Source organism: Microlunatus speluncae (assembly GCF_009299835.1).
Lineage (GTDB): Bacteria > Actinomycetota > Actinomycetes > Propionibacteriales > Propionibacteriaceae > Microlunatus > Microlunatus speluncae.
In genome coordinates this window covers 805,998-828,748 of record NZ_VKCZ01000014.1, presented here as the reverse complement: position 1 = coordinate 828,748, position 22,751 = coordinate 805,998, and the positions used below count along the sequence as shown (strand labels likewise).

Sequence of the window (22,751 nt, the reverse complement as noted above, 5' to 3'; positions counted from 1 at the left end):
CGCTAGTGTTTGCGACGCACCAAATCAGTGGCGGGCGGGAGCTGAGAGAGGTCGGCCGTGAAATCGAGAAGCGATCACCGGGTGATCGAGCTGCTCCTGGCCAAGGGGCCGTTGGACCGGCCGGCGCTGGCCGAGTTCACCGGGCTGTCCCGGCCGTCGACCGGTGAGTTGATCACCCGGTTGACGCTGGCCGACCTGGTCGAGGAGGACGGTGAGATCGCCACCGGCCGGCGCGGCCCGAATGCGATGCGTTACCGGTTGCGGCGCGGTCGCGGCACCGTCGCCGGGCTGGAGATCCAGCCGGATCACGCCGAGGCGGTGCTCGCCGACGTCGAAGGCACGGTGCTGGAGCGGATCCGGGTGAAGGCGCGGCGGAACGAGCGACCGGCGACCCTGGTCCGGCGGGCCGTGCGCAGCTTCGAGGAGGCCGATCGGCTGCTGGCGGTGGTCGTCGCCACGCCGGGCATCGTCGACCGGCAGGGCAACGTGGCGTTCGTGTCGGACCATCCGCACTGGGCCGGTCCGCAGGGCGTCCGGATGGCCGAGGCGCTCGGCGTGCCGGTGGTGCTGGAGAACGACACCAACCTGGCCGCGGTCGCCGAGCACCGATTCGGTGCGGCCGCCGACTCCGAGAATTTCGTCCTGCTCCGGTTCACCGAGAGTCTGAGCGCGGGGCTGGTGCTGGACGGCCGGCTGGTCCGCGGTGCCCACGGGGCGGCGGGCGAAATCGGGTTCCATCCGTATCAACGGACGGCGACGGAGCTGATCGGACAGTTGACCGAGGCGGTGATCGCCTTGTGTTCGGTGGCCGATCCCGAGCTCGCCGTACTCTCCGGACCGCAGGCGACGGCGGAGGTTGCCGCGCAGGTGCAGGATGAAGTGGCGGCGACGTCGCTGTTCCGGCCACGGGTGGTGCCGAGCGCACTGCCGGACGGGGCCGAGGACCAATCTCCGGCGACCCAGGGTGCGCTGGCCCTGGCCTGGGACCGTGGCCGTGATCGTGTCTACTTCGAGGAGGAACCCGTCCGATGACCCTCACACCGACCCCGGAGCAGCTGCGCTGGCAGCACTGGGGCCTGGGAGTCTTCTTCCATTTCGGCCTGAACACCTTCAACGGCAAGGAATGGAGCGACGGAACGCTGCCCGCGGCCTCCTTCGACCCGGCCGAGCTCGACGCCCGGGAATGGGTCGAGGTGGCCCGCGCCGCCGGCGCACGCTATGTCGTGCTGACGGCCAAGCACCACGACGGGTTCTGCCTGTGGCCGACGGAGACCACCGACTATTCGGTGGCCGGCAGCCCGTGGCGGGACGGCCGGGGTGACCTGGTCGGCGAGGTCGCGGCGGCCTGCGCGGAGGCGGGCCTCGGCCTCGGGCTCTACCTGTCGCCCTGGGATCGCAACGCCGACTGCTATGACGACCCGGCCGGCTACGACGCCTTCTACACCCGGCAGCTGACCGAGCTGTGCACCCGGTACGGGCCGCTGGTCGAGCTGTGGTTCGACGGCGCCGGCTCGCAGGGCCGGACCTACGACTGGGCCGCGATCATGGACGTGGTGCACACCCACCAGCCGGGCGCGATGATCTTCAACATGGGCGATCCGACGATCCGCTGGGTCGGCAACGAGGACGGGTACGCCGAGGATCCGGTCGACTACGTCATCGACCACACCCGGATGGACAACTACACCGTGGTCACCACCACCTTCAGCGAGGCGCTCTATCTGCCGATCGAGTGCGACGTGTCACTGCGGCGCGGCTGGTTCTGGCATCCGCAGGAACAGCCCAAGGAACTTGATCACCTGTTGGCGATCTACTACCGCTCGGTCGGGTTGGGGGCCAATCTGCTGCTCAACGTCCCGCCGGACCGCCGCGGCCGGATCGACGCCGCGGACCGGTCCCGGATCGAGGAGTGGGCGACGGAGCTCGACCGCCGGTTCGCCGACCCGCTGCCGGCCAAGCTCACCGAACAGGGCGAGGAGCTGATCATCGACTTCGGCTCCGCGGTCACGCTTGATCATCTGGCGCTGGTCGAGGAGTTGGCCGACGGGCAGCGGATCACCGGGCATGTCGTGCTGGACGGTGATCACGAGCTCGTCGCCGGGCTCAGCGTGGGCAGCCGGCGGTTGCACGCCTTCGCCCCGCGGACCGTTGAACGGCTACGGATCCGGCTGTCCGGCTCCACGCCGAAGCTGGCCGAGGTGACCGGATACGCCACCGGGGTGGCCGAGATCCCGCCGCTGCCGGGCGACTACCGGGCGTCGACCACGGCGCCGCTGGACTGATGACCGCCGGCACCGATCCGGTCGAGGAACTGCTCGGCCGGCTGTCCCTGCGCGAGAAGGTCGGCCAGCTCAACGTCCGGCTGCACGGCTGGACCGGGGTCGAACGGCGCGGGGACGGCTACGTCCTGACCGAGGCCTTTCACGCCGAGGTCGAGCGGTGGGGCGGGCTCGGCGGCTTGTACGGCGTCTTCCGCTCCGACGCCTGGTCGGGCCGGGGCTGGCAGAACGGGATCCGGCCCGAGGACCGGCCCGACGTCGCCGCCCTGGTGACCGACGCGGTCCGGGCGAAGGCTCGGCACGGCGTCGCACCGCTGCTGATCGAGGAGGCGCCGCACGGGCATCAGAGCCTGGGGCAGACGCTGTTCCCGGTCAACCTGGCGGCCGGCGCGGCCTGGGATCCCGAGCTGACCGCGGAGGCCGCGGCGGCGATGGGCACGGAGTTGCGCCGCGACGGGGTGCACGTCGCCCTGATCTCCGGGCTGGACCTGCTCCGCGATCCGCGCTGGGGCCGCAGCGAGGAGTGTTTCGGCGAGGATCCGCGGCTGGCGGCGGCGCTCACCGCCGCGCAGGTGCGCGGGCTGGCCGAGGCGGGGGTCGGTTCGGTGATCAAGCATTTCGCCGCGCAGGGGGAGGGACTCGGCGGTCGTAACGGCCACTCCGCGGTGATCGGTCCGCAGGATCTGGCCGAGCTGCATCTGCCGGCCGCGCGGGCGGGGATCGAGGCCGGGGCGGTCGGGGTGATGGCCGCGTACAACGACATCGACGGCATCCCCTGCTGTGCCAACCCGGAGCTGCTGACCGGATTGCTGCGGGACGACTGGGGCTTCGACGGGATCGTGCTCGGCGACGGGCTGGCGATCGACCGGCTGGCCGGTCAGACCGGTTCGCTGTCGGCCGCGGCCCGGTCGGCGCTCATCGCCGGGGTCGATCAGAGTCTCTGGGACACCGCGTACACGCTGCTGGAGGACGTCGTCGCGGCCGAGCCGGCGCTCGAGCACCTGATCGACCGGTCCTGCCGCCGGGTGCTGCGGCTCAAACACCGGTTCGGGTTGCTCGGCGGACTGCCGCCGGCGGATCCGATCGAGCCCGGACCTGTGATCATCCGGGATCCGGCGGTGCTGTCGCGGCAGCTGGCCACCCGGTCGCTGGTGCTGCTGGACGCCGCCGCCGGCGTGCTGCCCGCCATCGCCCCGGGACGGCTGGCCGTGGTCGGGCCCAACGCCGACTCGGTGACCTGCCTGCTCGGCGACTACGTGCCGCCGCTGCGGCCGGGGGAGGCCCGGACGGTGCGCGAGGCGTTGGCCGAGCGCCGGCCGGTCGTCGGACCGGAAGGGATCGCCGAGGCCGGGGCGGTGATCTGTGTCCTGGGCGGCACCAGCCATCGGGCCTATTCGGAGGAGTTCGCCGACAACGGCGCGGCCGGTGGGCTCACGGCGGCGACCTGCGGTGAAGGGGTCGACGTGGCTGACCTGGAGCTGCCCGGTGATCAGCTCGAGCTGCTGCGCCGGCTCCGGGCCGAGGCCCGCGGGCCGGTGATCAGCGTGGTGATCATGGGCCGGCCGCACGTGCTGACCGAGGTGATCGAGCTCAGTGATGCGACCGTGCTGGCGTTCTATCCCGGACCGTACGGGGCCGACGCGATCGCCGACCTGCTGACCGGGGTTGCCGAGCCGGTGGGCCGGCTACCGATCACCCTGCCCTCGGCGACCGGCGTGGTGCCGGTCCGCTACAACGATCGGCTCGACCCGGCCGGGGTCTACGTCGACCGGTCGGATCCGGTGCTGCGGCCGTTCGGCTTCGGTCTCGGCTTCCGCTCGGCTCCGGTGACCGGACTGACCGCGACCGCCGGTCCGGACCGGGTCGAGGTCGCGGTCCGGCTGGCCAACGAATCCGACGGCACCGTGCCCGAGGTGATTCAGGTGTACGGGCGCCGGACCGGCGGGCCGCGATGGCCCCGGGTCCGGGAACTGCTGGCGTTTCGCCGGGTCGACGTGCCGCCCGGCGGGACCTTGATCGACTTCTCGATCCCGGCGGACGAGGCCTTCGCCGGCCCGGCCGGCACGACGATGATCATGGTCGGTGAGCAGCGAGCCGAGGTGGCTCGGCTCAGGTCCACTGCCAGCTGTCCAGCACCGAGTTGAGTGCCTGGTCGGTGACGTCGATGTCGTTGGGGTCGGATTGCAGGCTGATGTTGAACAGGGTGCCCTTCGACTGCACGCACCGCATCCGGTAGGTGTCCTCGCCGGCGAGCTGGCCGCCCGGGGCGACCTGGCCGTCGATCTTGCGATCGGGCAGGTCGGTGATCACGCCCGGCACCCAGATCTCCAGATCTCGGAGCTGCTCCTGACACAGCTTCTCCGGGGTGGACCCGGCCAGGACATAGACGGTGATGTCGTTGCCGGCGGCGTCGATGATCTTGCCGTCGTTCTTGTCGCCCCACTCCGGGGCCCGGGTCCAGCCGGCCGGTGAGGTGAACGTGAAGCCGGTGCCCTGCTGCTGCTCCGGTTTGGTCGGCAACGGCGGTGTCTTCTCCCGCGGCGGGGTGCTCCACGGGTCGGACGGGCCGCCCCGGGTCGAGTTCATCGCGTTGCCGATCACGACCACGCCGCCGGTGATGATCAACACGGCGGCGACGACCGACACCAGGGTGATGATCACGCCGCGGGACGGACCGGAGGGTGGCTGCTCCGGCGGCGAGGCGAAGCCGACCGCGCGCGGCGGTCCGGACGGCGGCGGGAAGGAATCGGCGGGTGCCGCGGCCGGGGGATAGGAACCCGGTGGTGGTGCCAACGGGGAGGACCCGGGTGGTTGGGCCGGTGTGGGGGTCGGTGGGCCGGACGGCGGCCCATAGGAAGGACCCGCGCCCGGCGGCGCGAAGTCCGGTCCGGCCTCCTCGCCGAGGCCCTCGCTGTCGGGGTCGCCGTTCAGCGGCCGATCGGTCACCCGCCTCACCTCCAGCGAGGGAGACTACGGCATCGCCCGGCCGATCCGCCGTCTCGTTCGGGACTGTCGGCCGCTTCTGGTTCGATGACGTGGTGGCCGTGACGATTCCGACCTTCCTCCGCCTGGTCGACCTGCTGCCCGAGGTCGAGCGGAGTGAAGGACCCGACTGGACCGGGTTCAAGGTCCACGGCAAGGCGTTCGGCTACCTCTGGGAGCGCACCAGCACGGTCGGCCTGAAGCAGACGATCGCCGAGCAGTTGGCGTTGGTGCACGAGCGGCCCGATGTCTTCGAGGTGCAGTTCACCACCGGGCAGTTCGGGTGGGTCGTGGTCTATCTGGACGGGCTCGACCAGGACGAGTTGGTCGAGTTGACGTACGAGGCCTGGCGGCTGTCCGCTCCGCTCTATCTGATCGAGGAGCAGGGCGGTGAACCGCCCCGGTTGCCGGCCCGCCGGCGCCGATGAGCTCGATCGAGCCGAGTCGCTCCGCGGTAGAGGCGAGTTCTGCCCGATGGGGGGAGGCCCACCGGGGAGAACTCACCTCGCCGGTGGTTCAGGCCTGCAGGTTCAACCGGAACTGGACGTTGCCCTGGTCGTCGACCTGGGCATCGAGTTCCTTGTCGTCCAGCGCCGTCGACGCCGTCTCGTCGACGAACACCTTGGCTCCGGCGCTCTCCACCACCTGATCGCCGGGTTGCCCGTCGGGGACCGGCGCGATGGCGAAACTCCCGTCGGCTCCGTCGTGGCTACTGATCCGCAGGCCGCCCTCCTCGGCGCCCAACTGCTGGGTGGCGATGGTCTTGACTACGGTGCTTGCGTTCTCGGTCAGGGTGAGCACAGCTCTCCTCGAAGATCGCGGACAGAAAGGGTCCACGCTACGTGTTCCTCCGCACAGATCAACCCCCCGCGCGGGGATCCTCCCCGGTGACGGGCCGCGATTCTCGTATGGTGAGCTACGGATGACATGGATCGATCCGGAAGAGGTTGACGACGTGACGGTGAAGGTGTCCTGGCCCCGCCAGGCCATGACCCAGCTGCAGTTCCCGCCGGTATGTCCGCTGACGGGAGCGCCGGCGACGACGCGGGTCCGGATGGTCTTCCGCAAGGAGTGGACGATCTTCCTGCCCGGCATCGGCCGGCTGATCGTCAACGCGACCGCGCCGCCGGTGATGATGGACGTGCCGGTCAGCGAGGCGACCAAGAAGCAGATCTCGAACTGGCGGATGCTGATGCTCGCCGGGCTCGGCTCGCTGATCTTGTGTGTGATCTGTTTCGCCACCCTGCCGGCCGCCATCGGCGGTTTCGGCAGCTTCCTCGGCTTCCTCTTCTTCCTCGGCTTCATCGGGCTGGTGATCTTGGGCGGCTGGAAGTCCGACGTGATCGGCGCGGACGTCAACGAGCACTCGATCCTGATCAACAAGGCTCACCCGGTCTTCGTCGACGCCCTGGTGCGCGCGAACCCGCCCGGGATGGTCCAGGTGATCACGCCGATGCCGGGCCAGCAGCCCGGCCCGCAGCAATTCGGCTCGCCCCAGCAGTACGGCTCGCCGCAGCAATACGGCTCCCCCCAGCAGTACGGGTCCCCGCAACAGTTCAGCCCGCCACCGCAGCAGTACGGGCAGCCCAACCAGCCGCAGTACGGCCAGCCGCCGCAGCAGCAGGGTCCCCCGCAGCAGTACGGCTCGCCCCAGCCGTACGGGCAGCCGCAGCAGTACGGGCACCAACAGCAGTACGGGCAACCTCAGCAGCCCAATCAGTACGGGCAGCCCCAGCAGAACGGACAGCCCCAGCAGTACGGGCAACCTCAGCAGTACGGGTCGCCGCAGCAGTACGGGTCACCGGCGCTGCAGCCCGATCCGTCGCCGGGTCCGGCGCTGCCGGGTCAGGGGCCGGTGCGATCGACCCACCAGCCGGGCCAGGGTCCGCAAGACCAGCGGTGACCCGGGACGATGCACGGTGAATACAAGGTCCCCGGCGGCAAGCTGGTCGCCGCGGACGTCGAGATCGATCATGGAACGCTGCGCTCGGTCCGGATCTCCGGCGACTTCTTCCTCGAGCCGGACGAGGCCCTGGAGCGGATCGACCAGGCACTGACCGGGCTGCCGGAGGACACCCCGGTGGACCGGCTCAGCGCCGCCGTCGCGACGGCCGCCGGCGACGCCCGGATGATCGGCTTCACCGCCGACGCGGTCGCGATTGCCGTCCGCCGGGCGGTCGGCAGGGCCACCGGCTGGCAGGACCACACGTTCGGGCTGATCCACGGTGCGGCCGAGACCCCGCCGATGCAGATGGCGCTCGACCAGGTGCTGGCCGAAGCGGTGGCCGAGGGCACCCGAGCGCCGACACTGCGGATCTGGGAGTGGGAACGGCCGACGGTCGTGATCGGGTCGTTCCAGTCACTCCGCAACGAGGTCGATCTCGATGCCGCGGTCGCCTACGGCGTCACCGTGGTGCGCCGGATCTCCGGCGGCGGGGCGATGTTCATCGAGCCGGGCAATACGATCACCTATTCGCTCTATGTGCCGGCCTCGCTGGTCGAGGGGCTCAGCTTCGAGCGCTCGTACGCGTTCCTGGACGACTGGGTGCTGGGTGCGCTGCACGGCCTGGGCATCGATGCCAGCTATGTGCCACTGAACGACATCGCCTCACCGGCCGGCAAGATCGGCGGCGCGGCGCAGAAGCGGCTGGCGGCCGGCTCGGTGCTGCACCACGCGACGATGGCGTACGACATCGATGCCGACAAGATGCTGCAGGTGCTGCGGATCGGCCGGGAGAAGCTGTCCGACAAGGGCACCAAGAGCGCGAACAAACGGGTCGACCCGCTGCGCAGCCAGACCGGGCTGTCCCGGGCGGCGATCATCGAGGCCTACAAGGAGCACTTCCGGTCCCGCTACGCCACCGAGGACTCCGAGATCACCGCCGCCGAGCGGTCCCGGGCCGAGGCCCTGGTGGCGGAGAAGTTCGGCACCACCGACTGGCTGCACCGCGTCCCCTGATCATGGACGGAGCCCAGCTACTCCTGGTCGTGATCGCGGCGATCGTGGTCACCGCGATCGCGCACCGGCGCGGCCTGCAGACCCCACTGGTCCTGGTCGTGCTCGGCATGGCCGCCTCGTTCATCCCCGGCATGCCGCGGTTCGAGATCGCCCCCGAAGTGATCTTGAGCTTCGTGCTGCCGCCACTGCTGTATTCGACGGCGGTCGAGTTCTCGTTCATCCAGTTCATGCGCAACCTGCGGCCGATCCTCGGCCTGGGCGTGCTGCTGGTGGTGGTGACCACGGTCATCGTCGGTCTCTCGGCCAACATCATGGTGAACGAGCTGACCCTCGGCGCCGCGCTGGTGCTCGGGGCGGTGGTGGCGCCGCCGGACGCGGTCAGCGCCGTCGCGATCGGCCGCCGGCTCGGGCTGTCCAAACGGGTGATGACGATCTTGACCGGCGAGAGCCTGGTCAACGACGCCGCCGCGCTGACGCTGTTCACGATCACCACGATCGCGGTCACCCGGCAGACCGCGTTCATCGACGGGCCGGTGCTGTTCTTCGGCTACGGCGTGGTCGTCGGGCTGGTGGTCGGGATCGTCCTGGCCATGATCGTGTTGCAGACCCGGAGCCGGCTGAAGAACGCCGGCCTGGAGACCGTGCTCGGCATCGTCGTCCCGTTCGCCGCCTATCTGGTCGCCGAAGAACTGCACGCGTCCGGGGTGGTGGCGGTGGTCGCCGCCGGGTTCATGATCGGCCACAACGCCGACCGGACCGGGGTCGCGACCCGGATGCAGGAACGCGACGTCTGGCGCACGGTCTCGGTGTTGCTGGAGGCGTTCGTCTTCGCCTACATGGGGCTGCAGTTCAAGTTCGTCCTCGAGGACGTGCAGCAGGAGGGCCGGTCGATCGGCGGCGTGCTGCTCGCCGCGGTCGGCGTGCTGCTGGTGGTGATCGCGGTCCGGATCGCCTGGGTGCTGCTCGATCATGCGCGGCTGGTCGGCCTGGCCGCGTTCTACCGGCGGTTGGTCCGGGACCGGCCGAACGTACGGGCTGAGATCAAACGCCGAAGAAACCGGGAGGGACAACCACCGCCGGAGGCCCGGATCCTGCCGCTCAAGTCGGATCTGGTGATCTCCTGGACCGGGATGCGCGGCGTGGTCACGCTGGCCGCCGCGGCCGGTGTGCCCGCGGTGACCGCGACCGGCGAGGACTTCCCGGGCCGCGGCACGATCCAGGTGATCGCGCTGGTCGTCGCGATCGGCACGCTGCTGATCCAGGGCGCGACGCTGCCGGCGTTCATCCGGGCGCTGAAGCTGGAGCCCGATGACGAGGCGTACAACGAACGGCAATATCGGCTCGCCCACGAGGTGACCCAACGGGTGGCGCAGGAGAAGATGCAGGAGGCCTTCCAGCAGCTCGCGGCGAAGAAGGCGAGCGGGGTCGACGCGCCGATGATGGAGAAGTTCATGGCCCAGTTCACCGAGGCGCAGCAGGCCCGGCAGCGGCTGTTCGATGATCTTGGTCCGGCGGAGTCCGACGGCGAGGTCGAGGATCCGCGGGAGCGGAAGCGTCGGCTGGTGGCGGAGCAGTTCCAACAGGTCCGGCTCGAAGTTCTGCAAGCTCAGCGGCAGGCCTTGATCGCGGAGCGTGATGCGTTCAGGCTTGATGATGACGTCTATCGGGTACTGATCGAACAACTCGACTTCGATGAAGCGTCTGTCGAGGCGCGACTCCAGTCGCGGCTGCAGTAGGTTTTGCCTTATTCAAGGCGGGCATCGACGCGAAGGGGACTTTCGTGGCGGAGGAGGCACCCGCGTCCGGTGACGAAGTCATCGAGTCGCATCAGAGTGAGATCACTTACGACGAGCAGTTCTATCCTGCTCGTCCGCAACGATTGCGCCCTCGGGCGCGATTGCGTGATCTGTTCGCTCTGCGTCCTCGCACGCCACGAAACGGCCGGCCGTCCGGGGACAACCCGGCCTATGTCGCCTGGCTGAAAGAGGAATCGATGCTCGGCGACGCGACGGCGATCGCGGGGCAGTTCTCCGGGCTGGGCAGCATGTGGCAGAACCCGTACGCCCATCCCGATCCGCGGGCCGCGATCGACAAGGCCTCGGTCTGGTTCACCGCGTACCCGATCTCCTTGATCACCGCGCCCGGGCAGTCCTTCCTCGGCACCCTCGGCGACGACGCGCTGTGGCAGGCGTTCGAGCGGATCGGGATCAGCGCGCTGCACACCGGGCCGGTGAAGCGGGCCGGTGGCCTGAGCGGCTGGGATCCGACGCCGAGCGTGGACGGGCACTTCGACCGGATCAGCACCCAGATCGACGAGCAGTTCGGCACCGAGGAGGAGTTCCGATCCCTGTGCGACGTGGCCGCCGGCCACGGCGGCACCGTGATCGACGACATCGTGCCCGGCCACACCGGCAAGGGTGCGGACTTCCGGCTGGCCGAGATGAAGGTCGCCGACTATCCGGGGGTCTACCACATGGTGGAGATCGCGCCGGAGGACTGGCACCTGCTGCCGCCGGTGCCGCGGGGCCGGGACTCGATCAACCTGGACGCCGAGGCCGAAGATCAACTGGCCAAGGCCGGCTACATCATCGGCCAGATGCAGCGGGTGATCTTCTACGACCCGGGGATCAAAGACACCAACTGGAGCGCGACCGACCTGGTCCTCGGCCCGGACGGCGTCGAGCGGCGCTGGGTCTATCTGCACTACTTCAAGGAGGGTCAGCCGTCGATCAACTGGCTCGACCCGACCTTCGCCGGGATGCGGCTGGTGATCGGCGACGCGCTGCACTCGCTCGGTGATCTCGGCACCGGCGCGCTGCGGCTGGACGCCAACGGCTTCCTGGCGGTGGAGAAGACGACGGAGGGCGCGCCGGCCTGGTCGGAAGGGCACCCGCTGTCGGAGGCGGCGAACCAGTTCATCGCCTCGATGGTGCGCAAGGTCGGCGGCTTCACGTTCCAGGAGCTCAACCTCACCGTCGACGACATCAAGGCGACCTCCGAGCGCGGCGCCGACCTGTCCTACGACTTCGTCAACCGGCCCGCCTATCACCACGCGCTGGCCACCGCCGACACCGAGTTCCTGCGGCTGACGCTGAACCTGTCGCTGGAGTTCGGGGTCGAGCCGGTCGGGCTGGTGCACGCCCTGCAGAACCACGACGAGATGACGTACGAGCTGGTGCACTTCGCCACCCTGCACGCCGACGACCTGTTCAGCTATCAGGGGGCCGAGATCAGCGGCGGTGATCTTGCGGTCAAGATCAGGCAGGATCTGCTGGATCAGCTGACCGGCGACGCCGCCCCGTACAACGCGACCTTCACCACCAACGGGATCGCCTCGACGCTGGGGACGATCATCGCGGCGTCGCTCGGGATCACCGATCTGGACCGGATCACCGAGGCCGACGTCGAGTCGATCAAGCGGGCCCATCTGCTGCTGGCCGCGTTCAACGCCTGGCAGCCCGGGGTGTTCGCGTTGTCCGGCTGGGATCTGTGCGGCATGCTCACCCTGGACCGGCGGCAGGTCGAGCCGCTGCTGGCGACCGGCGACACCCGATGGATCCATCGCTCGGCGTACGACCTGATGGACTATCAGCCGCACGCACTGCAGTCCGGTTCGCAGATGCCGAGAGGTCGCAGCCTGTACGGCTCGCTGCCCGCTCAGCTCGCCGATCCGAACTCGTTCGTCTCCCGGCTGGCGGAGATCCTGCGGGTCCGGCGGCGCTACCGGATCGACATCGCCGATCAGGTCGACGTGCCGCAGGTGTCGCAGCGGGCGATGCTGGTGATGGTGCACGCCCTGGCCGAACGCGAGGCGCGGCAGGTGACGGTGCTCAACTTCTCCGACGAGCCGATCTCGGGCAACGTGCTGTCCGAGCAGCTGCCCGCCGGCGCCCAGGTGATCGACATGATGGGCGACAAGATCATCGGCGAGGTCGACGACCTGCACAGCTTCCCGGTGGTGCTCGATCCATTCGAGGGGCTGTCGCTGCTGATCGAGCCGCCGATCGATCGGACCGAGCCACCGACCCCGGCCTGACCGAGTGACCGATTCGTCGACGAACCTGTCCTGGGATCTCGTCCTGGATCTGTCCGAGACCGAGGACGGTCCGCTGTATCAGCGGTTGACCCGGTCGCTCCGGTCGGCGGTGCGGACCGGGCGACTGCCCGGCGGTTCGGCGCTGCCGCCGAGCCGGGTGCTGGCTGGCGAGCTCGGCGTGTCCCGGGCGACGGTGACCGAGGCGTACGGGCAGCTGGCGGCGGAGGGCTATCTGACCGCGCGGAGCGGCTCGGTGACCCGGGTCCGGCCCGGCCTGGTCTGGCAACCGGGCCAACAGCCGCAGCCGGATCCGAATCCGCGACCGTGGCGGATCGACCTGGGGCCGGGCATCGCCGACCTGAACGCCTTTCCGCGGGTCTCCTGGGCCGAGGCGATGCGGCGGGCGATCACCGGCTTGCCGGTCGGTGAACTCGCCGCTGCCTATCCGTCCGGGCACCCACGGGCCCGCCGGGCGATCGCCGGCTATCTGCGCCGGGCCCGGGACGCCGACGCGGACGAGACCCGGACCTTCCTGGTGCCCAGTGCCAGCTCGGGGATGGGTGGGCTGGCCCGGGCCCTGGCCCGAGCGGGCCGGACCGAGATCGCGGTGGAGGATCCGAGCTGGCCGAACCTGCGCCGGATCTGCGCCGAGCACGGGCTGACCCCGCGCCCGGTGCCGGTCGACGCGGACGGACTGCGGGTCGACCGGCTGGCCGCGCTGCCCGACGTGCGCGCGGTGTTGATCACTCCGGCACACCAGTTCCCGACCGGGGTCGCGCTGTCGCCGGCCCGCCGGGCGGCACTGCTGGCCTGGTGCCGCGACGTCGACGGCTTGATCATCGAGGACGACTACGACGCCTCCTTCCGCTATGACCGGGCCCAGGTCGCGGCGCTGCAGGCGATGGCACCGGACCGGGTGGTGCTGCTCGGCTCGGTGTCGAAGACACTGTCGCCGGCGCTGGGCCTGGGCTGGATGCTGGTGCCGCCGCTGTGGTGCGACCCGGTGTCGGCCGAGCTGGGCGGGCCGTCGACCGTCGACTCGGTCGCCTTCGCCGACCTGATCGAGACAGGCCGCTACGACCAGCAGTTGCGGCGGCTCCGGCTGACGTACCGGCGGCGTCGGGACCGGCTCGCCGCCCGCCTCGCCGCCGACCTGCCCGGACTGCCGGTCTCCGGCCTCCGTGCCGGCCTCCATCTGGTCCTCGGCCTGCCACCCCGGACCGACGTGCCCGCGCTGATCAACCGTGCCGCCGAGGTCGGCCTGCACCTGGTCGACCATGATCGTTACCGGGCCTCGGACCGCCCGAAGGATCCACCGGCCCTGGTCATCGGCTACGGCAACCTGCGCGACGCCCAGGTCGATCAAGCTGTCCGCCTGCTGGCCGAGTTGATCAGCTAGCGTCGTGCCCCGAACGGGCTCTGGTTGGGTCGTTTCTCTACCTGTGGCGACTTGCGTGCTCCGGAACGGGCTCTGGCTGGGTCGTTTCTCTACCTGTGGCGACTTCTGAACCTCGAGATCGACCGGCCGGAGACGGCGGAGTCCAGATCAGGAATGATCGGGCTATGGCCGCGAGCCACTGGACGGCGAATCCGGCCAGTCGTCCGGGTAGCGGTGGGCGATTCGGTCGAAGTCGCGGTAGAGCTGCTTGCGGCGGCGGCCCGGCAGTCGGTCGCCGAAGACCATGCCCAAGGTGTGATCGGTCTCGTGCTGCAGGCACCGGCCGAGCGTGCCGCCGCCGGTGATCACGACCGGCTCGCCGTACTGGTCGAAGCCGCGGCAGGTCGCCACCTCGGGCCGGACCAGCTCGGCGTCCGCCCCGGGCAGCGAGAGACAGCCCTCCTCGTAGGTGACCAGGCTGCGATCCCGGCCCTGCGGCAGTTCCAGCTCGGGGTTGCAGACCACGCCGACCCGGCGCTGCCAATCCTCGTCCGGGCAGTCGTAGATGAACACGGCGAGATCGACGCCGATCTGCTGCGCCGCCAGCCCGGCTCCGTTGGCCGCCGTGTTGGTGGCGAACATGTCGGCCAGCAGGCTCTGCAGACTCGGCCCGAAGTCGGTCACCGGCCGCGCGGGCGCGTGCAGCACCGGATCGCCCCAGCGGACGATCGGGCGTGGTCGACCCAGGCGGAGCAGCTCGGCGATCGGCATGGTGCTCATCGTGCCCGCGCCGTACCGGCCGGGCAAGCCGGCGCCTGGTCGGGTGGGGGAGTCTTCCGGTCCAAGACCAGTGTTCAGTCCCGCCGTTCACCCGCAACGGTTGAGTCCGGCCCACCGGGCTCGACGCGCCGGCTCCACTCACCGAGTGTGACCTTATCGACGCAAAATCGGCACTTTGAGGTCGATAAGGTCACACTCGACGACTCCGCAACCGGAAGCCGGCCGGCCAACGTGTCCGACGCCAGACCTTCCCCTCTTGGTGCCGAAAGAGTCTCCACCCGCCCACGCTTCGGCGCGGCACCGAGCCCGATCACCGGCACGGGGTCGCGCATCCCGAAAGGACCGCGCTCCGGGCACACTCGACGTCTCCGCAACCGGAAGCCGGCCGGCCAAACGTGCCCGCCGCCCGACCCCGCGACCGGTAGCCGGCCGGCCAAAACGTGTCCGACGCCAGACCTTCCGCCTCTTGCTGCCGAAAGAGTCTCCACCCGCCCACCCTTCGGCGCGGCACCCAGCCCAATCACCCGCCAGTGATCGCGCACAACGACAACACTGGGCTCTGCGCTACTTGCGGTTGCGGTCGAGGGCGGCGAGGACGGCGGTGTAGTGGCCGGGGGTGAGGCGGGCGACGAGGTCGGGGACGGTGGCGGTGCCGCCGATCAGGAGGCGGGGGCGGCGGCGTTCGACGGCCCGGAGGATCAGGGCTGCGGCGCGGTCGGGCGGGAAGCTGAGCAGGCGTTCGAAGGCGCGGAGTTGATCTTCGTCCGCGGCGGTGAGAGGCGGGAGGGCGGCGGCGCGGCGGGCGGTGCGGGCGATGCCGGTCCGGATCCCGCCGGGATGCACCACGGTGACGCCGACGTCCGGCGCGAGCTCGGCCCGGAGGGCTTCGGTGAAGCCGCGGACGGCGAACTTGCTGGTGGCGTACGCGACGTTGCCGGCCGGGGCGATCAGGCCGAACAGGCTGGACAGGTTGACCAGATGCGATCCGGGGTTGGTCCGCAGCACCGGGACCAGGGCCCGGGTCAGCGTGATCACCGCCCGGAGGTTGATCGCCAGCAGCCAGTCGAACTCCTCGGCGCTGAGCTGCTCGAAGGTGCCGTGCAGGGCGACGCCGGCATTGTTGATCACCAGCGTCGTGTCGGGATGATCACGGGCCAGCCGGTCGGCCAGCGCCCGGGTGCCCGGTTCGTCGGCAAGATCGGCGACGTGGGTCGTCACCGGGACGCGCTCCCGAGCCGAGCCGGCAACCAGCTCGAGCCGATCGGCGTCGCGGTCGATCAGGACGAGCGGCAGGCCGCGATCGGCCAGTTGGTACGTGAGCTGCTCGCCGATGCCGGCGGCCGCGCCGGTGACGATCGCGGCTCCGCGGCCGAAGTCGAAGCGGCGCATCAGCGGTCCTGCGCCTTCGCCGCCCCGGCCGGACGAAGATGATCGCCCGAGGTGCGGGCCCGGACCCGGCCGAAGCGCAGGCTCCGGTCGCGCAGCGGTCCGTGCCGCAGCGGCCAGACCTCGCGCAGATAGCTCTGCTGGATCCGCCACGGCGCCCGCCCGGCCTGATGGGGGAGCACGCCGTCGGCCCGTTCGATGTAACCGGACCGGAGGTCGAGCAGCGGCCGGCCGGTCGCCCCCTCCGGCGGCGGTTGCGGGACCGCGTAGTCGTACCCGTGCCGATCGAGGTGGCGGAGCAGTCGGGTCAGATAGCGGTTGATCAGATCGGCCCGCAGCGTCCAGGACGCGTTGACGTAGCCGATCACCATGGTCAGGTTGGGCACGCCGCAGAGCATCATTCCCTTGTACGTCACGCTGTGGCCGGGATCGACCGGGGCGCCGTCGACGCTCAACCGGATCCCGCCCGCGGTGCGCAGCGCCAGCCCGGTGGCGGTGACGATGATGTCGGCGTCGAGCTGCCGGCCCGACCGCAGCCGGATCCCGGTCGGGGTGAAGGTGTCGATCCGGTCCGTGACGACCTCGGCCCGGCCCTCTCGCAGGGCCCGGAACAGATCGCCGTCGGTGACCACGCAGAGCCGCTGATCCCAGGGCTGGTAGGGCGGAGTGAAATGGGTGTCCAGGTCGTACGGCTCGGGCAGCGCATGCCGCAGCCCGCGCCGCAGCAACTGTTTCATGGCCTCGGGCCGGCGGCGCGCGAACCGGTAGGACGCGGACGTGGTCAGGATGTTCTTCCAGCGCACGATCCAGGACGCGAGCCGTCCCGGCAGCCAGCGGGGCAGCCGACCGACCAGCGGGTCGATGGTCGGCTGGGACACGATGTAGCTCGGGGTCCGCTGCAGCATGATCACCTGTTCGGCCGAGCGGGCCAGGGCCGGCACCAGGGTGATCGCCGTCGCGCCGCTGCCGATCACGATCACCCGCCGGCCGGTGCAGTCGAGCTCCTCGGGCCAGTGCTGCGGGTGGACGACAGTGCCGGTGAACTGGTCCTCACCGGGGAAGGCCGGACGGTGACCGTCGGCGTAGTCGTAGTAGCCGGCGCAGACCGAGAGCCAGCGGCAGGTGATCAACTTCGTGCTGCCGGTGCCGTCCTCGACGGTCACGGTCCACCGGCCGGTGCCGCCGTCCCAGTCGGCGGAGCGGACCCGATGGCCGAACCTGATCTTGCCGTCGAGGTCGTACGCGCGGGCGGTGTCCTCGACGTAATCCCGGATGGAGGCGCCGTCGGCGATCGCCCGGGAGTCCTGCCAGGGCCGGAACGAGTAGCCGAGAGCGAACATGTCGGAGTCGGAGCGGACGCCGGGGAACCGGAACAGATCCCAGGTGCCGCCGACCCGGTCCCGGGCCTCGAAGATCACGAAGGACTGATCCGGGCATCGGCGCCGCAGCATGCACCCGGCGCCGATCCCGGACAGGCCGGCGCCGACGATGATCACATCGACATGATCGGGCAACGCCGCCGGGTCGGGAGGGTCGGCTGGCACGGACATGGTGATCAACTCCTCGGCGGCGTCGGGCGATCCCGTCGGGTCCCATCGTGCGCAGCGGGACACGGTGCGGTCAATGATCCTCGCGGCCGCCTCCTCGAGCCGCGGAGGTCACCTCACTGTGGCGGCTGATCCGGTGACGGCAGGGCATCCCAGTGTTCGGTGTCCTGGAGCCGATCGATCACCGCGTGCAGGACGTCGAGGGCGGGATGGTCCCGTTCGTCCAGCCAGACCATGCTCCAGCTGAGCACCGGCACCGGGTTCACCAGCGGCCGGACGACGGAGGTCGCCGTGGCCGGCTGACTGATCGGCACCAGCACCGGCGGTTCGCCGGCCCGGACGTGATGATCGACTTCGTCGGCGCCGCGGACGTACGGATGGTCGACGGCCGACCGCGCGCCCCAACCGGTCAGGAGTTGCTGGGCGACAATCTCCCAGTCGGCGGTGACATGACGGCCGGCGCGGACACAGACGGTCAGCTCCGCGAGCGCCGCCGGCTCGATGACCGGCGAGTCGGCCAGGGGATCGGTGAGCGGCAGCAGCAGGGCGAGCGGTTCGTGCCGGACCAGCCGACGCCGCAGCCCAGCACTCGGTCCGGCCGTCGCCGACCAGTGACCGAACGCCACGTCGAGGGCACCGGCCCGCAACTGGGCCACCGCCTCGCGCAGCCCGGTCCCCGTCCGCGCGTAGTACTCGAATCCGTCCTCCTGCCGCCGGGCCTCGGTGAGCACCCGCGCCGGCGTGGTCTGCTCACCGACGATGTCGACAACGAAGCCGCCGCTGTCGACCCGCATGGCCCGGATCAGTTCGTCGTGATCATCGATCAGCCGCCGGGCATGCCGCAGCAGGCGTTCGCCGGCCGCGGTCAGCGAGACGCTGCGGCTGTTCCGCTCCAGCAACCGGGTGCCGAGCCGATCCTCCAGCGCGCGTATGTCCCGGCTCAACGTCTGCTGCGCGACATAGAGTCTGGCCGCCGCCCGACTGAAATGGAGCTCGTCCGCGACCGCGACGAAGTGCCGGAGCAGGCGGACGTCGAGATCGCGGGGCACACCGACGAGTGTGCCGGATCGACAACAGATCCGGGTAGCTGAGGGGCACGATCCGTGTTGGACCCGGACCGGTCTCCGGCCGCAGGATCGAACCATGGAAACGATCACCGAAATCCACCCCGACGGCGCCGCACCGGAGCAGTTGATCAAGGTCGGCGACGTCGAGCTGTGTGCGCAGACGTTCGGCCGCCGCGACGACCCGGCCGTGCTGCTGGTCGCGGGCACCTCCTGCTCGCTCGACTGGTGGCCCGCGCCCTTCTGCTCCCGGCTGGCCGACCGCGGCCTGTTCGTCATCCGCTTCGATCAGCGCGACACCGGCCGCTCGACCGCCGATCCGGCCGGGCAGCCGTCGTACGCGCTGCGTGATCTGGTGTCCGACGCCGTCGGCGTCCTCGACGCCCACGGCATCGACCGGGCCCATTGGGTCGGGTTCTCGATGGGCGGCTGGATCGCTCAGCTGGCCGCCCTGGATCATCCGGACCGGGTGGCGGCCCTGGTGCTCGTGTCGAGCCGGACGACGGGTCACGGACCCGCCGACCCGGATCTCCCCGAGGTCGCCGATCGGCTGCTGGCCGGCTGGGAGTCGGCGGCGGAACCGGACTGGGCCGCTCCCGCGGCCGTCGTCGACTATCTGGTCGAGGCCGAGGGGGAGCTGGCCGGTGCCGAGTTCGACGAGCCGACGGTGCGGCTGATGTGTGAACGCGCCGTCGCCCGGACCCCCGACCTCCGGCCCGCCGTGACCAACCACCCGATGCTCGACCAGGGCCCGCGCTGGCGCGAACGCCTCGGCCAGGTCGCCGCGCCGACATTGGTGCTGCACGGCGAGGACGACCCGATGTTTCCGCCGCGGCACGCCGGAGCCCTGGCCGCGGCGATCCCGGGCGCCACCCTCCGGCTGATCCCCGGCGTCGGGCACGAGCTGCCGCCCCGGCACTGGGCGGACTACGCCCGGGCCATCGCCGATCACGTCCGCTGACCCGCGGGGTCAGAGCCACGGCCGCCCCGCCCTGGCCCAGGCTAAGGTCGGTGCCGTGGAGCCCCTCCCGGCAGAGCTGAGCCGCGTCCTCGAACTCGCCGCGGCCAAGCTGCCGACCGGTCGGCTGACCGACCAGACCTCGCGGCTGATCGACCGCTATCAGAGCGACTTTCCGGCGCCGCCCGGCGAGCCGATCGTGGCCGACGATCCGGCCGCGACGGCCTATGCGCTTTATCGAATGCCCGCCACCTATGCGGCGGTGCGGGCGGCGCTGCACCAGGCGGCGCTGGCGATGCCGGGGTTCGCGCCGCGGCGGCATTGTGATCTTGGTGGTGGCACGGGTGGAGCGGTCTGGGCGGTCGCCGACACCTGGCCGACGATCACCGAGCACCGGGTGATCGAGCAGTCGCCGGCCATGATCACGCTCGGCCGGCGGCTCGCCTCCGCCGGCACCGGGGCGGTGGCCGGCACGGCGTGGGACCGCGGGCTGTTGGACGGCTCGCTCGCGATCCCGCCGACCGACCTGATCACGATCTCGTACGTCCTCGGCGAGCTGGCCCCGGAGCTGCGGCAGACCATGATCACCAAGCTGGCGCAGGCCGCACCGACCGTGGCGATCATCGAGCCCGGCACCAAGGCGGGCTATCGACGCATCCTGGACGCGCGAAAGATCTTGATCACGGCCGGAATGCGGATCGCCGCCCCCTGTCCGCACGCCGAGCCGTGCCCGATGGCGGCAGACGACTGGTGCCACTTCGCGGTCCGGGTCAATCGGTCCTCGACCCACCGGATGATCAAGAACGCCGAGCTGTCGTACGAGGACGAGAAGTTCAGCTACCTGATCGCGACCCGCGAACCGGCCCAACCCGGCGCGGCCAGGATCGTCCGGCATCCCCGCTACGCCAAGGGACGGGTGCTGCTCACCCTGTGCCGGCGCGATCCGCAGATCGAGCAGGCGGTGGTGGCCAAACGAGACCAGGAAGGCTACCGGCAGGCTCGTCGCGCCGACTGGGGCGACCGCTGGCCGACCGGCTGACCAAGATCGACAACGATCCCGATGATCAGCCGTTCTCCAGCGCCGCCGGCCCCTCGGAGCGGCGGATGTCGATCACGTGACCGGACTGGCCGGACAGCAGCACGTCCAGTGACTGCCGGGCCACCTCCTCGGAGGTGAGCAGCGTCCCCGGCGGCTCGTCGCCGAACGCCTTGGTCCGCATCGGCGTCGACGTCCGCTCCGGGTTCAGGCAGTTCACCCGCACGCCGGCGTCGGCCCACTCGTCGGCCAGCGCCTGGGTCAGGTTGACCACCGCCGCCTTGGCCGAGGAATAGAGCGAATAGCCGGAACGGCCGCGGGTATAGGAGGAAGAGGTGAACAGCAGCAGCGAGCCGTTGTTGGCAGCCAGGTGCGGGAAGAACTCCTGGGCGATGAAGATCGGCGCCAGGTAGTTGATCTCCGTCGCCGCATAGACGGCTTCCTCGCTGTATTCGGCCAGTTCGCCGAGCGGCAGGATGCCGGCGGTGTTGACCACGAAGTCGACCCGGCCGTCCTTGGCCAGCACCTCGTCGGCCGCCTTGGTGATGTCGTCCCGGCGTTCGACATGAGTGTCGGTCGCGGACCGCGAGTAGGACCGGACGTTGGCCCCGTAACCGGCAGCGAGTTCGGCGATGTCGTGCCCGATCCCGTACGAGCCGCCGAAGATCACCATGGTCTTGCCGGCCAGTCGCCGCCGGTACTCCTCGTCGCTGAGCGGCTCGGGCCGATCTGCCGAGGCCAGCTGGAACAGCTTGTCGGCCAGCGAGATGTCGATCGGCTCGGTCACCTTCATGTTCCGCTCGTGCCCGGCGACGACGGCGATCTCCACCTCGGGCAGATAACGCAGCACCACCGTGCAGTCGTCGGTCGCGGTGAACGCCGGGTCCTGCGACGCGCGGGCGTACGCCGAGCGGAGGGTGGAGAGCCGGAACGACTGTGGGGTCTGGCCGCGGCGCAGCAGATGGCGGGGGAGCACGTCGACCATCCGGGCGCCCGGGTCGTCGACCATGATCACCGTGTCGGCCGACGGGATCGCGGTGTCGACGGCCTGGTGCGTCTGCAGCGCCTGCACGTTCGCGGCGATGATCGACTGCGACACCAGCGGCCGGACGGCGTCGTGCAACAGCACGTTGCAGTCGTCCTCGCCCAACGCCTTCAGGGCGATCGCCGTGGTGTCGTTGCGAGTGCTGCCGGGACCGCTCGCACCCTCGAGGATCTGGGTGACCTTCTCGTACCCGCCCTTCTTCGTGATCGCGCGCACCTCGTCCAGGTAGCCCGGCGTCATCAGCACGATGATCTCGTCGATCAGCGGACACGCGTCGAACGTGGCGATGGTGTGCTCGATGATCGGCTTCCCGGCAACCTTGATCAACTGTTTGGGGATGCTCATGCCGACCCGGGTCCCGATGCCCCCGGCGAGGATGACGGCGACGTTACGCAAGCTGGTCACCGCACGACTGTAGCCGTTCCCTCCCCGGACACGTCGAACTTGACTCCCCGTCGTCGACCCGTCACCGGCGCTCGCGCGCTACCGTGACCGGATGAGGTCCCTGGAGCTTCTCGCGGAGGTGCATCGGCTGCTCGAGCCGGAGCGCTATCTGGAGATCGGTGTGCGCCGCGGCAACAGCCTGGCGCTGGCTCGGGGGCAGGCGGTGGGGATCGATCCGCGGTATTCGATCGAGGCGGAGTTGCACTGTCAGGTGGCGCTGTTCCGGACCACCAGCGACGACTATTTCAGCCAGCCGGATCCGTTGGCGCCGACCGGCGGCCGGCCGTTCGACCTGGCCTTCATCGACGGGCTGCACCTGTTCGAGTTCGTGCTCCGCGACCTGATCAACGCGGAGCGGTTCACGTCGCCGCGCGGGGTGATCATCCTGCACGACGTGATGCCGCGGAACGTCGACGAGGCCGCGCGGGTCAAGCACACCAGGATGTGGACCGGCGATGCGTACCAGATCATCGCGGTGCTGCGGACCTACCGACCGGACCTGGCCGTGGTCCCGATCGGGACCCAGCCCACCGGCCTGTTGCTGCTGGCGGGCCTCGACCCGAGCAACACGGTTTTGGCCGACCGGTACGACCAGATCGTGTCGGAGTTCCGAGCCACCGACCCGCAACCCGTGCCGGCGGATCTGCTCGACCGGTTCGACGCCCAGCCGCCGGCCCACGTGCTCGGCTCGGGACTCTGGGACGTGCTCCGGTCGGCCGCGGAATCCGACGGCCCGGCTGCGATCCAGGAGCAGGTCGCGGCCCGGCTGGCGGTCGAGCTCGGCCCCGTCTACGCCCGCTGACTCCTCGCACGGCAGTAACCCGCTCCGATGGCATGATGGCTGTCGGACAAACCGC

At 70.4% G+C, this 22,751-nt stretch carries 19 protein-coding genes; 12 read left to right on the top strand and 7 right to left on the bottom strand.

Annotated elements, in window-relative coordinates; genetic code table 11:
• The first annotated feature begins 81 nt into the window (after positions 1 to 81).
• From FNH24_RS20555 to FNH24_RS20545, 3 genes are read left to right on the top strand one after another with little or no spacing between them, the layout of a single operon-like run.
• Positions 82 to 1,032, top strand: a complete 951-nt coding sequence (locus FNH24_RS20555; RefSeq protein WP_161606234.1) for an ROK family transcriptional regulator — start codon at positions 82 to 84, stop codon at positions 1,030 to 1,032.
• On the top strand, positions 1,029 to 2,282 hold the full coding sequence (locus FNH24_RS20550; protein WP_152364049.1) for an alpha-L-fucosidase: 1,254 nt from the start codon (positions 1,029 to 1,031) through the stop codon (positions 2,280 to 2,282). The genes FNH24_RS20555 and FNH24_RS20550 overlap by 4 nt, the downstream gene beginning before the upstream one ends.
• Entirely contained in the window at positions 2,282 to 4,423 is a 2,142-nt protein-coding gene (locus FNH24_RS20545; protein WP_152364048.1) for a glycoside hydrolase family 3 N-terminal domain-containing protein, read from the top strand. The genes FNH24_RS20550 and FNH24_RS20545 overlap by 1 nt, the downstream gene beginning before the upstream one ends.
• Here FNH24_RS20545 and FNH24_RS20540 read toward each other — a convergent pair.
• Positions 4,389 to 5,225 carry a hypothetical protein gene (locus tag FNH24_RS20540; protein ID WP_152364047.1) on the bottom strand — a complete coding sequence of 279 codons (837 nt, stop codon included), beginning with the start codon at positions 5,223 to 5,225 and terminating at the stop codon, positions 4,389 to 4,391. The two genes, FNH24_RS20545 and FNH24_RS20540, sit on opposite strands and share 35 nt — an antisense overlap.
• 98 nt (positions 5,226 to 5,323) lie before the next feature.
• Between FNH24_RS20540 and FNH24_RS20535 the strand changes: the two genes are divergently transcribed.
• Entirely contained in the window at positions 5,324 to 5,689 is a 366-nt protein-coding gene (locus FNH24_RS20535; RefSeq protein ID WP_246186987.1) for an MmcQ/YjbR family DNA-binding protein, read from the top strand.
• Between the two features lie 88 nt (positions 5,690 to 5,777).
• Here FNH24_RS20535 and FNH24_RS20530 read toward each other — a convergent pair whose 3' ends face one another.
• Complete coding sequence (locus FNH24_RS20530) at positions 5,778 to 6,062, bottom strand: iron-sulfur cluster biosynthesis family protein (RefSeq protein ID WP_152364046.1); 285 nt, start codon at positions 6,060 to 6,062, stop codon at positions 5,778 to 5,780.
• A gap of 121 nt (positions 6,063 to 6,183) precedes the next feature.
• On the opposite strand from FNH24_RS20530, the gene FNH24_RS20525 reads away from it, so the two are divergent.
• Genes FNH24_RS20525 through pdxR form a run of 5 tightly spaced genes read left to right on the top strand, consistent with a single transcriptional unit; the run spans position 6,184 to position 13,655 of the window.
• Complete coding sequence (locus tag FNH24_RS20525; RefSeq protein WP_152364045.1) at positions 6,184 to 7,164, top strand: hypothetical protein; 981 nt, start codon at positions 6,184 to 6,186, stop codon at positions 7,162 to 7,164.
• 9 nt (positions 7,165 to 7,173) lie between these two features.
• The gene (lplAB, locus tag FNH24_RS20520; protein WP_152364044.1) at positions 7,174 to 8,220 is read left to right on the top strand and encodes a lipoate-protein ligase LplAB; all 1,047 of its coding nucleotides are present in this window, start codon (positions 7,174 to 7,176) and stop codon (positions 8,218 to 8,220) included.
• A 2-nt stretch (positions 8,221 to 8,222) separates the two neighbouring features.
• Entirely contained in the window at positions 8,223 to 9,956 is a 1,734-nt protein-coding gene (locus FNH24_RS20515; RefSeq protein ID WP_152364043.1) for a cation:proton antiporter, read from the top strand.
• 44 nt (positions 9,957 to 10,000) lie between these two features.
• Positions 10,001 to 12,256, top strand: a complete 2,256-nt coding sequence (gene treS, locus FNH24_RS20510; RefSeq protein ID WP_152364042.1) for a maltose alpha-D-glucosyltransferase — start codon at positions 10,001 to 10,003, stop codon at positions 12,254 to 12,256.
• Between the two features lie 4 nt (positions 12,257 to 12,260).
• Positions 12,261 to 13,655 (top strand): MocR-like pyridoxine biosynthesis transcription factor PdxR, encoded by a 1,395-nt coding sequence (gene pdxR, locus FNH24_RS20505; protein WP_152364041.1) that lies wholly within the window; start codon positions 12,261 to 12,263, stop codon positions 13,653 to 13,655.
• A 162-nt stretch (positions 13,656 to 13,817) separates the two neighbouring features.
• Here the strand turns inward: pdxR and def are convergent, their stop codons facing one another.
• From def to FNH24_RS20485, 4 genes are all read right to left on the bottom strand, one after another.
• Positions 13,818 to 14,414, bottom strand: a complete 597-nt coding sequence (gene def, locus FNH24_RS20500; RefSeq protein WP_343031860.1) for a peptide deformylase — start codon at positions 14,412 to 14,414, stop codon at positions 13,818 to 13,820.
• 564 nt (positions 14,415 to 14,978) lie between these two features.
• A complete protein-coding gene (locus tag FNH24_RS20495; RefSeq protein ID WP_152364040.1) occupies positions 14,979 to 15,803 on the bottom strand; it encodes an SDR family NAD(P)-dependent oxidoreductase in 825 nt (274 codons plus the stop codon).
• Positions 15,803 to 17,350 carry a flavin-containing monooxygenase gene (locus FNH24_RS20490; protein WP_152364039.1) on the bottom strand — a complete coding sequence of 516 codons (1,548 nt, stop codon included), beginning with the start codon at positions 17,348 to 17,350 and terminating at the stop codon, positions 15,803 to 15,805. Before FNH24_RS20490 ends, FNH24_RS20495 begins: the two co-directional genes overlap by 1 nt.
• A 113-nt stretch (positions 17,351 to 17,463) precedes the next feature.
• A complete protein-coding gene (locus FNH24_RS20485) occupies positions 17,464 to 18,396 on the bottom strand; it encodes a LysR family transcriptional regulator (RefSeq protein WP_161606233.1) in 933 nt (310 codons plus the stop codon).
• Between the two features lie 94 nt (positions 18,397 to 18,490).
• On the opposite strand from FNH24_RS20485, the gene FNH24_RS20480 reads away from it, so the two are divergent.
• Positions 18,491 to 19,372 carry an alpha/beta fold hydrolase gene (locus FNH24_RS20480; RefSeq protein WP_152364037.1) on the top strand — a complete coding sequence of 294 codons (882 nt, stop codon included), beginning with the start codon at positions 18,491 to 18,493 and terminating at the stop codon, positions 19,370 to 19,372.
• Positions 19,373 to 19,427: 55 nt separating this feature from the next.
• A complete protein-coding gene (locus FNH24_RS20475; protein WP_152364036.1) occupies positions 19,428 to 20,408 on the top strand; it encodes a small ribosomal subunit Rsm22 family protein in 981 nt (326 codons plus the stop codon).
• Positions 20,409 to 20,433: 25 nt separating this feature from the next.
• Here the strand turns inward: FNH24_RS20475 and FNH24_RS20470 are convergent, their stop codons facing one another.
• Complete coding sequence (locus FNH24_RS20470) at positions 20,434 to 21,855, bottom strand: bifunctional cytidylyltransferase/SDR family oxidoreductase (RefSeq protein WP_152364035.1); 1,422 nt, start codon at positions 21,853 to 21,855, stop codon at positions 20,434 to 20,436.
• A gap of 91 nt (positions 21,856 to 21,946) precedes the next feature.
• Here FNH24_RS20470 and FNH24_RS20465 point away from each other — a divergent pair, with 91 nt between their 5' ends.
• Positions 21,947 to 22,696 (top strand): class I SAM-dependent methyltransferase, encoded by a 750-nt coding sequence (locus FNH24_RS20465; protein WP_152364034.1) that lies wholly within the window; start codon positions 21,947 to 21,949, stop codon positions 22,694 to 22,696.
• Positions 22,697 to 22,751 lie beyond the last annotated feature (55 nt).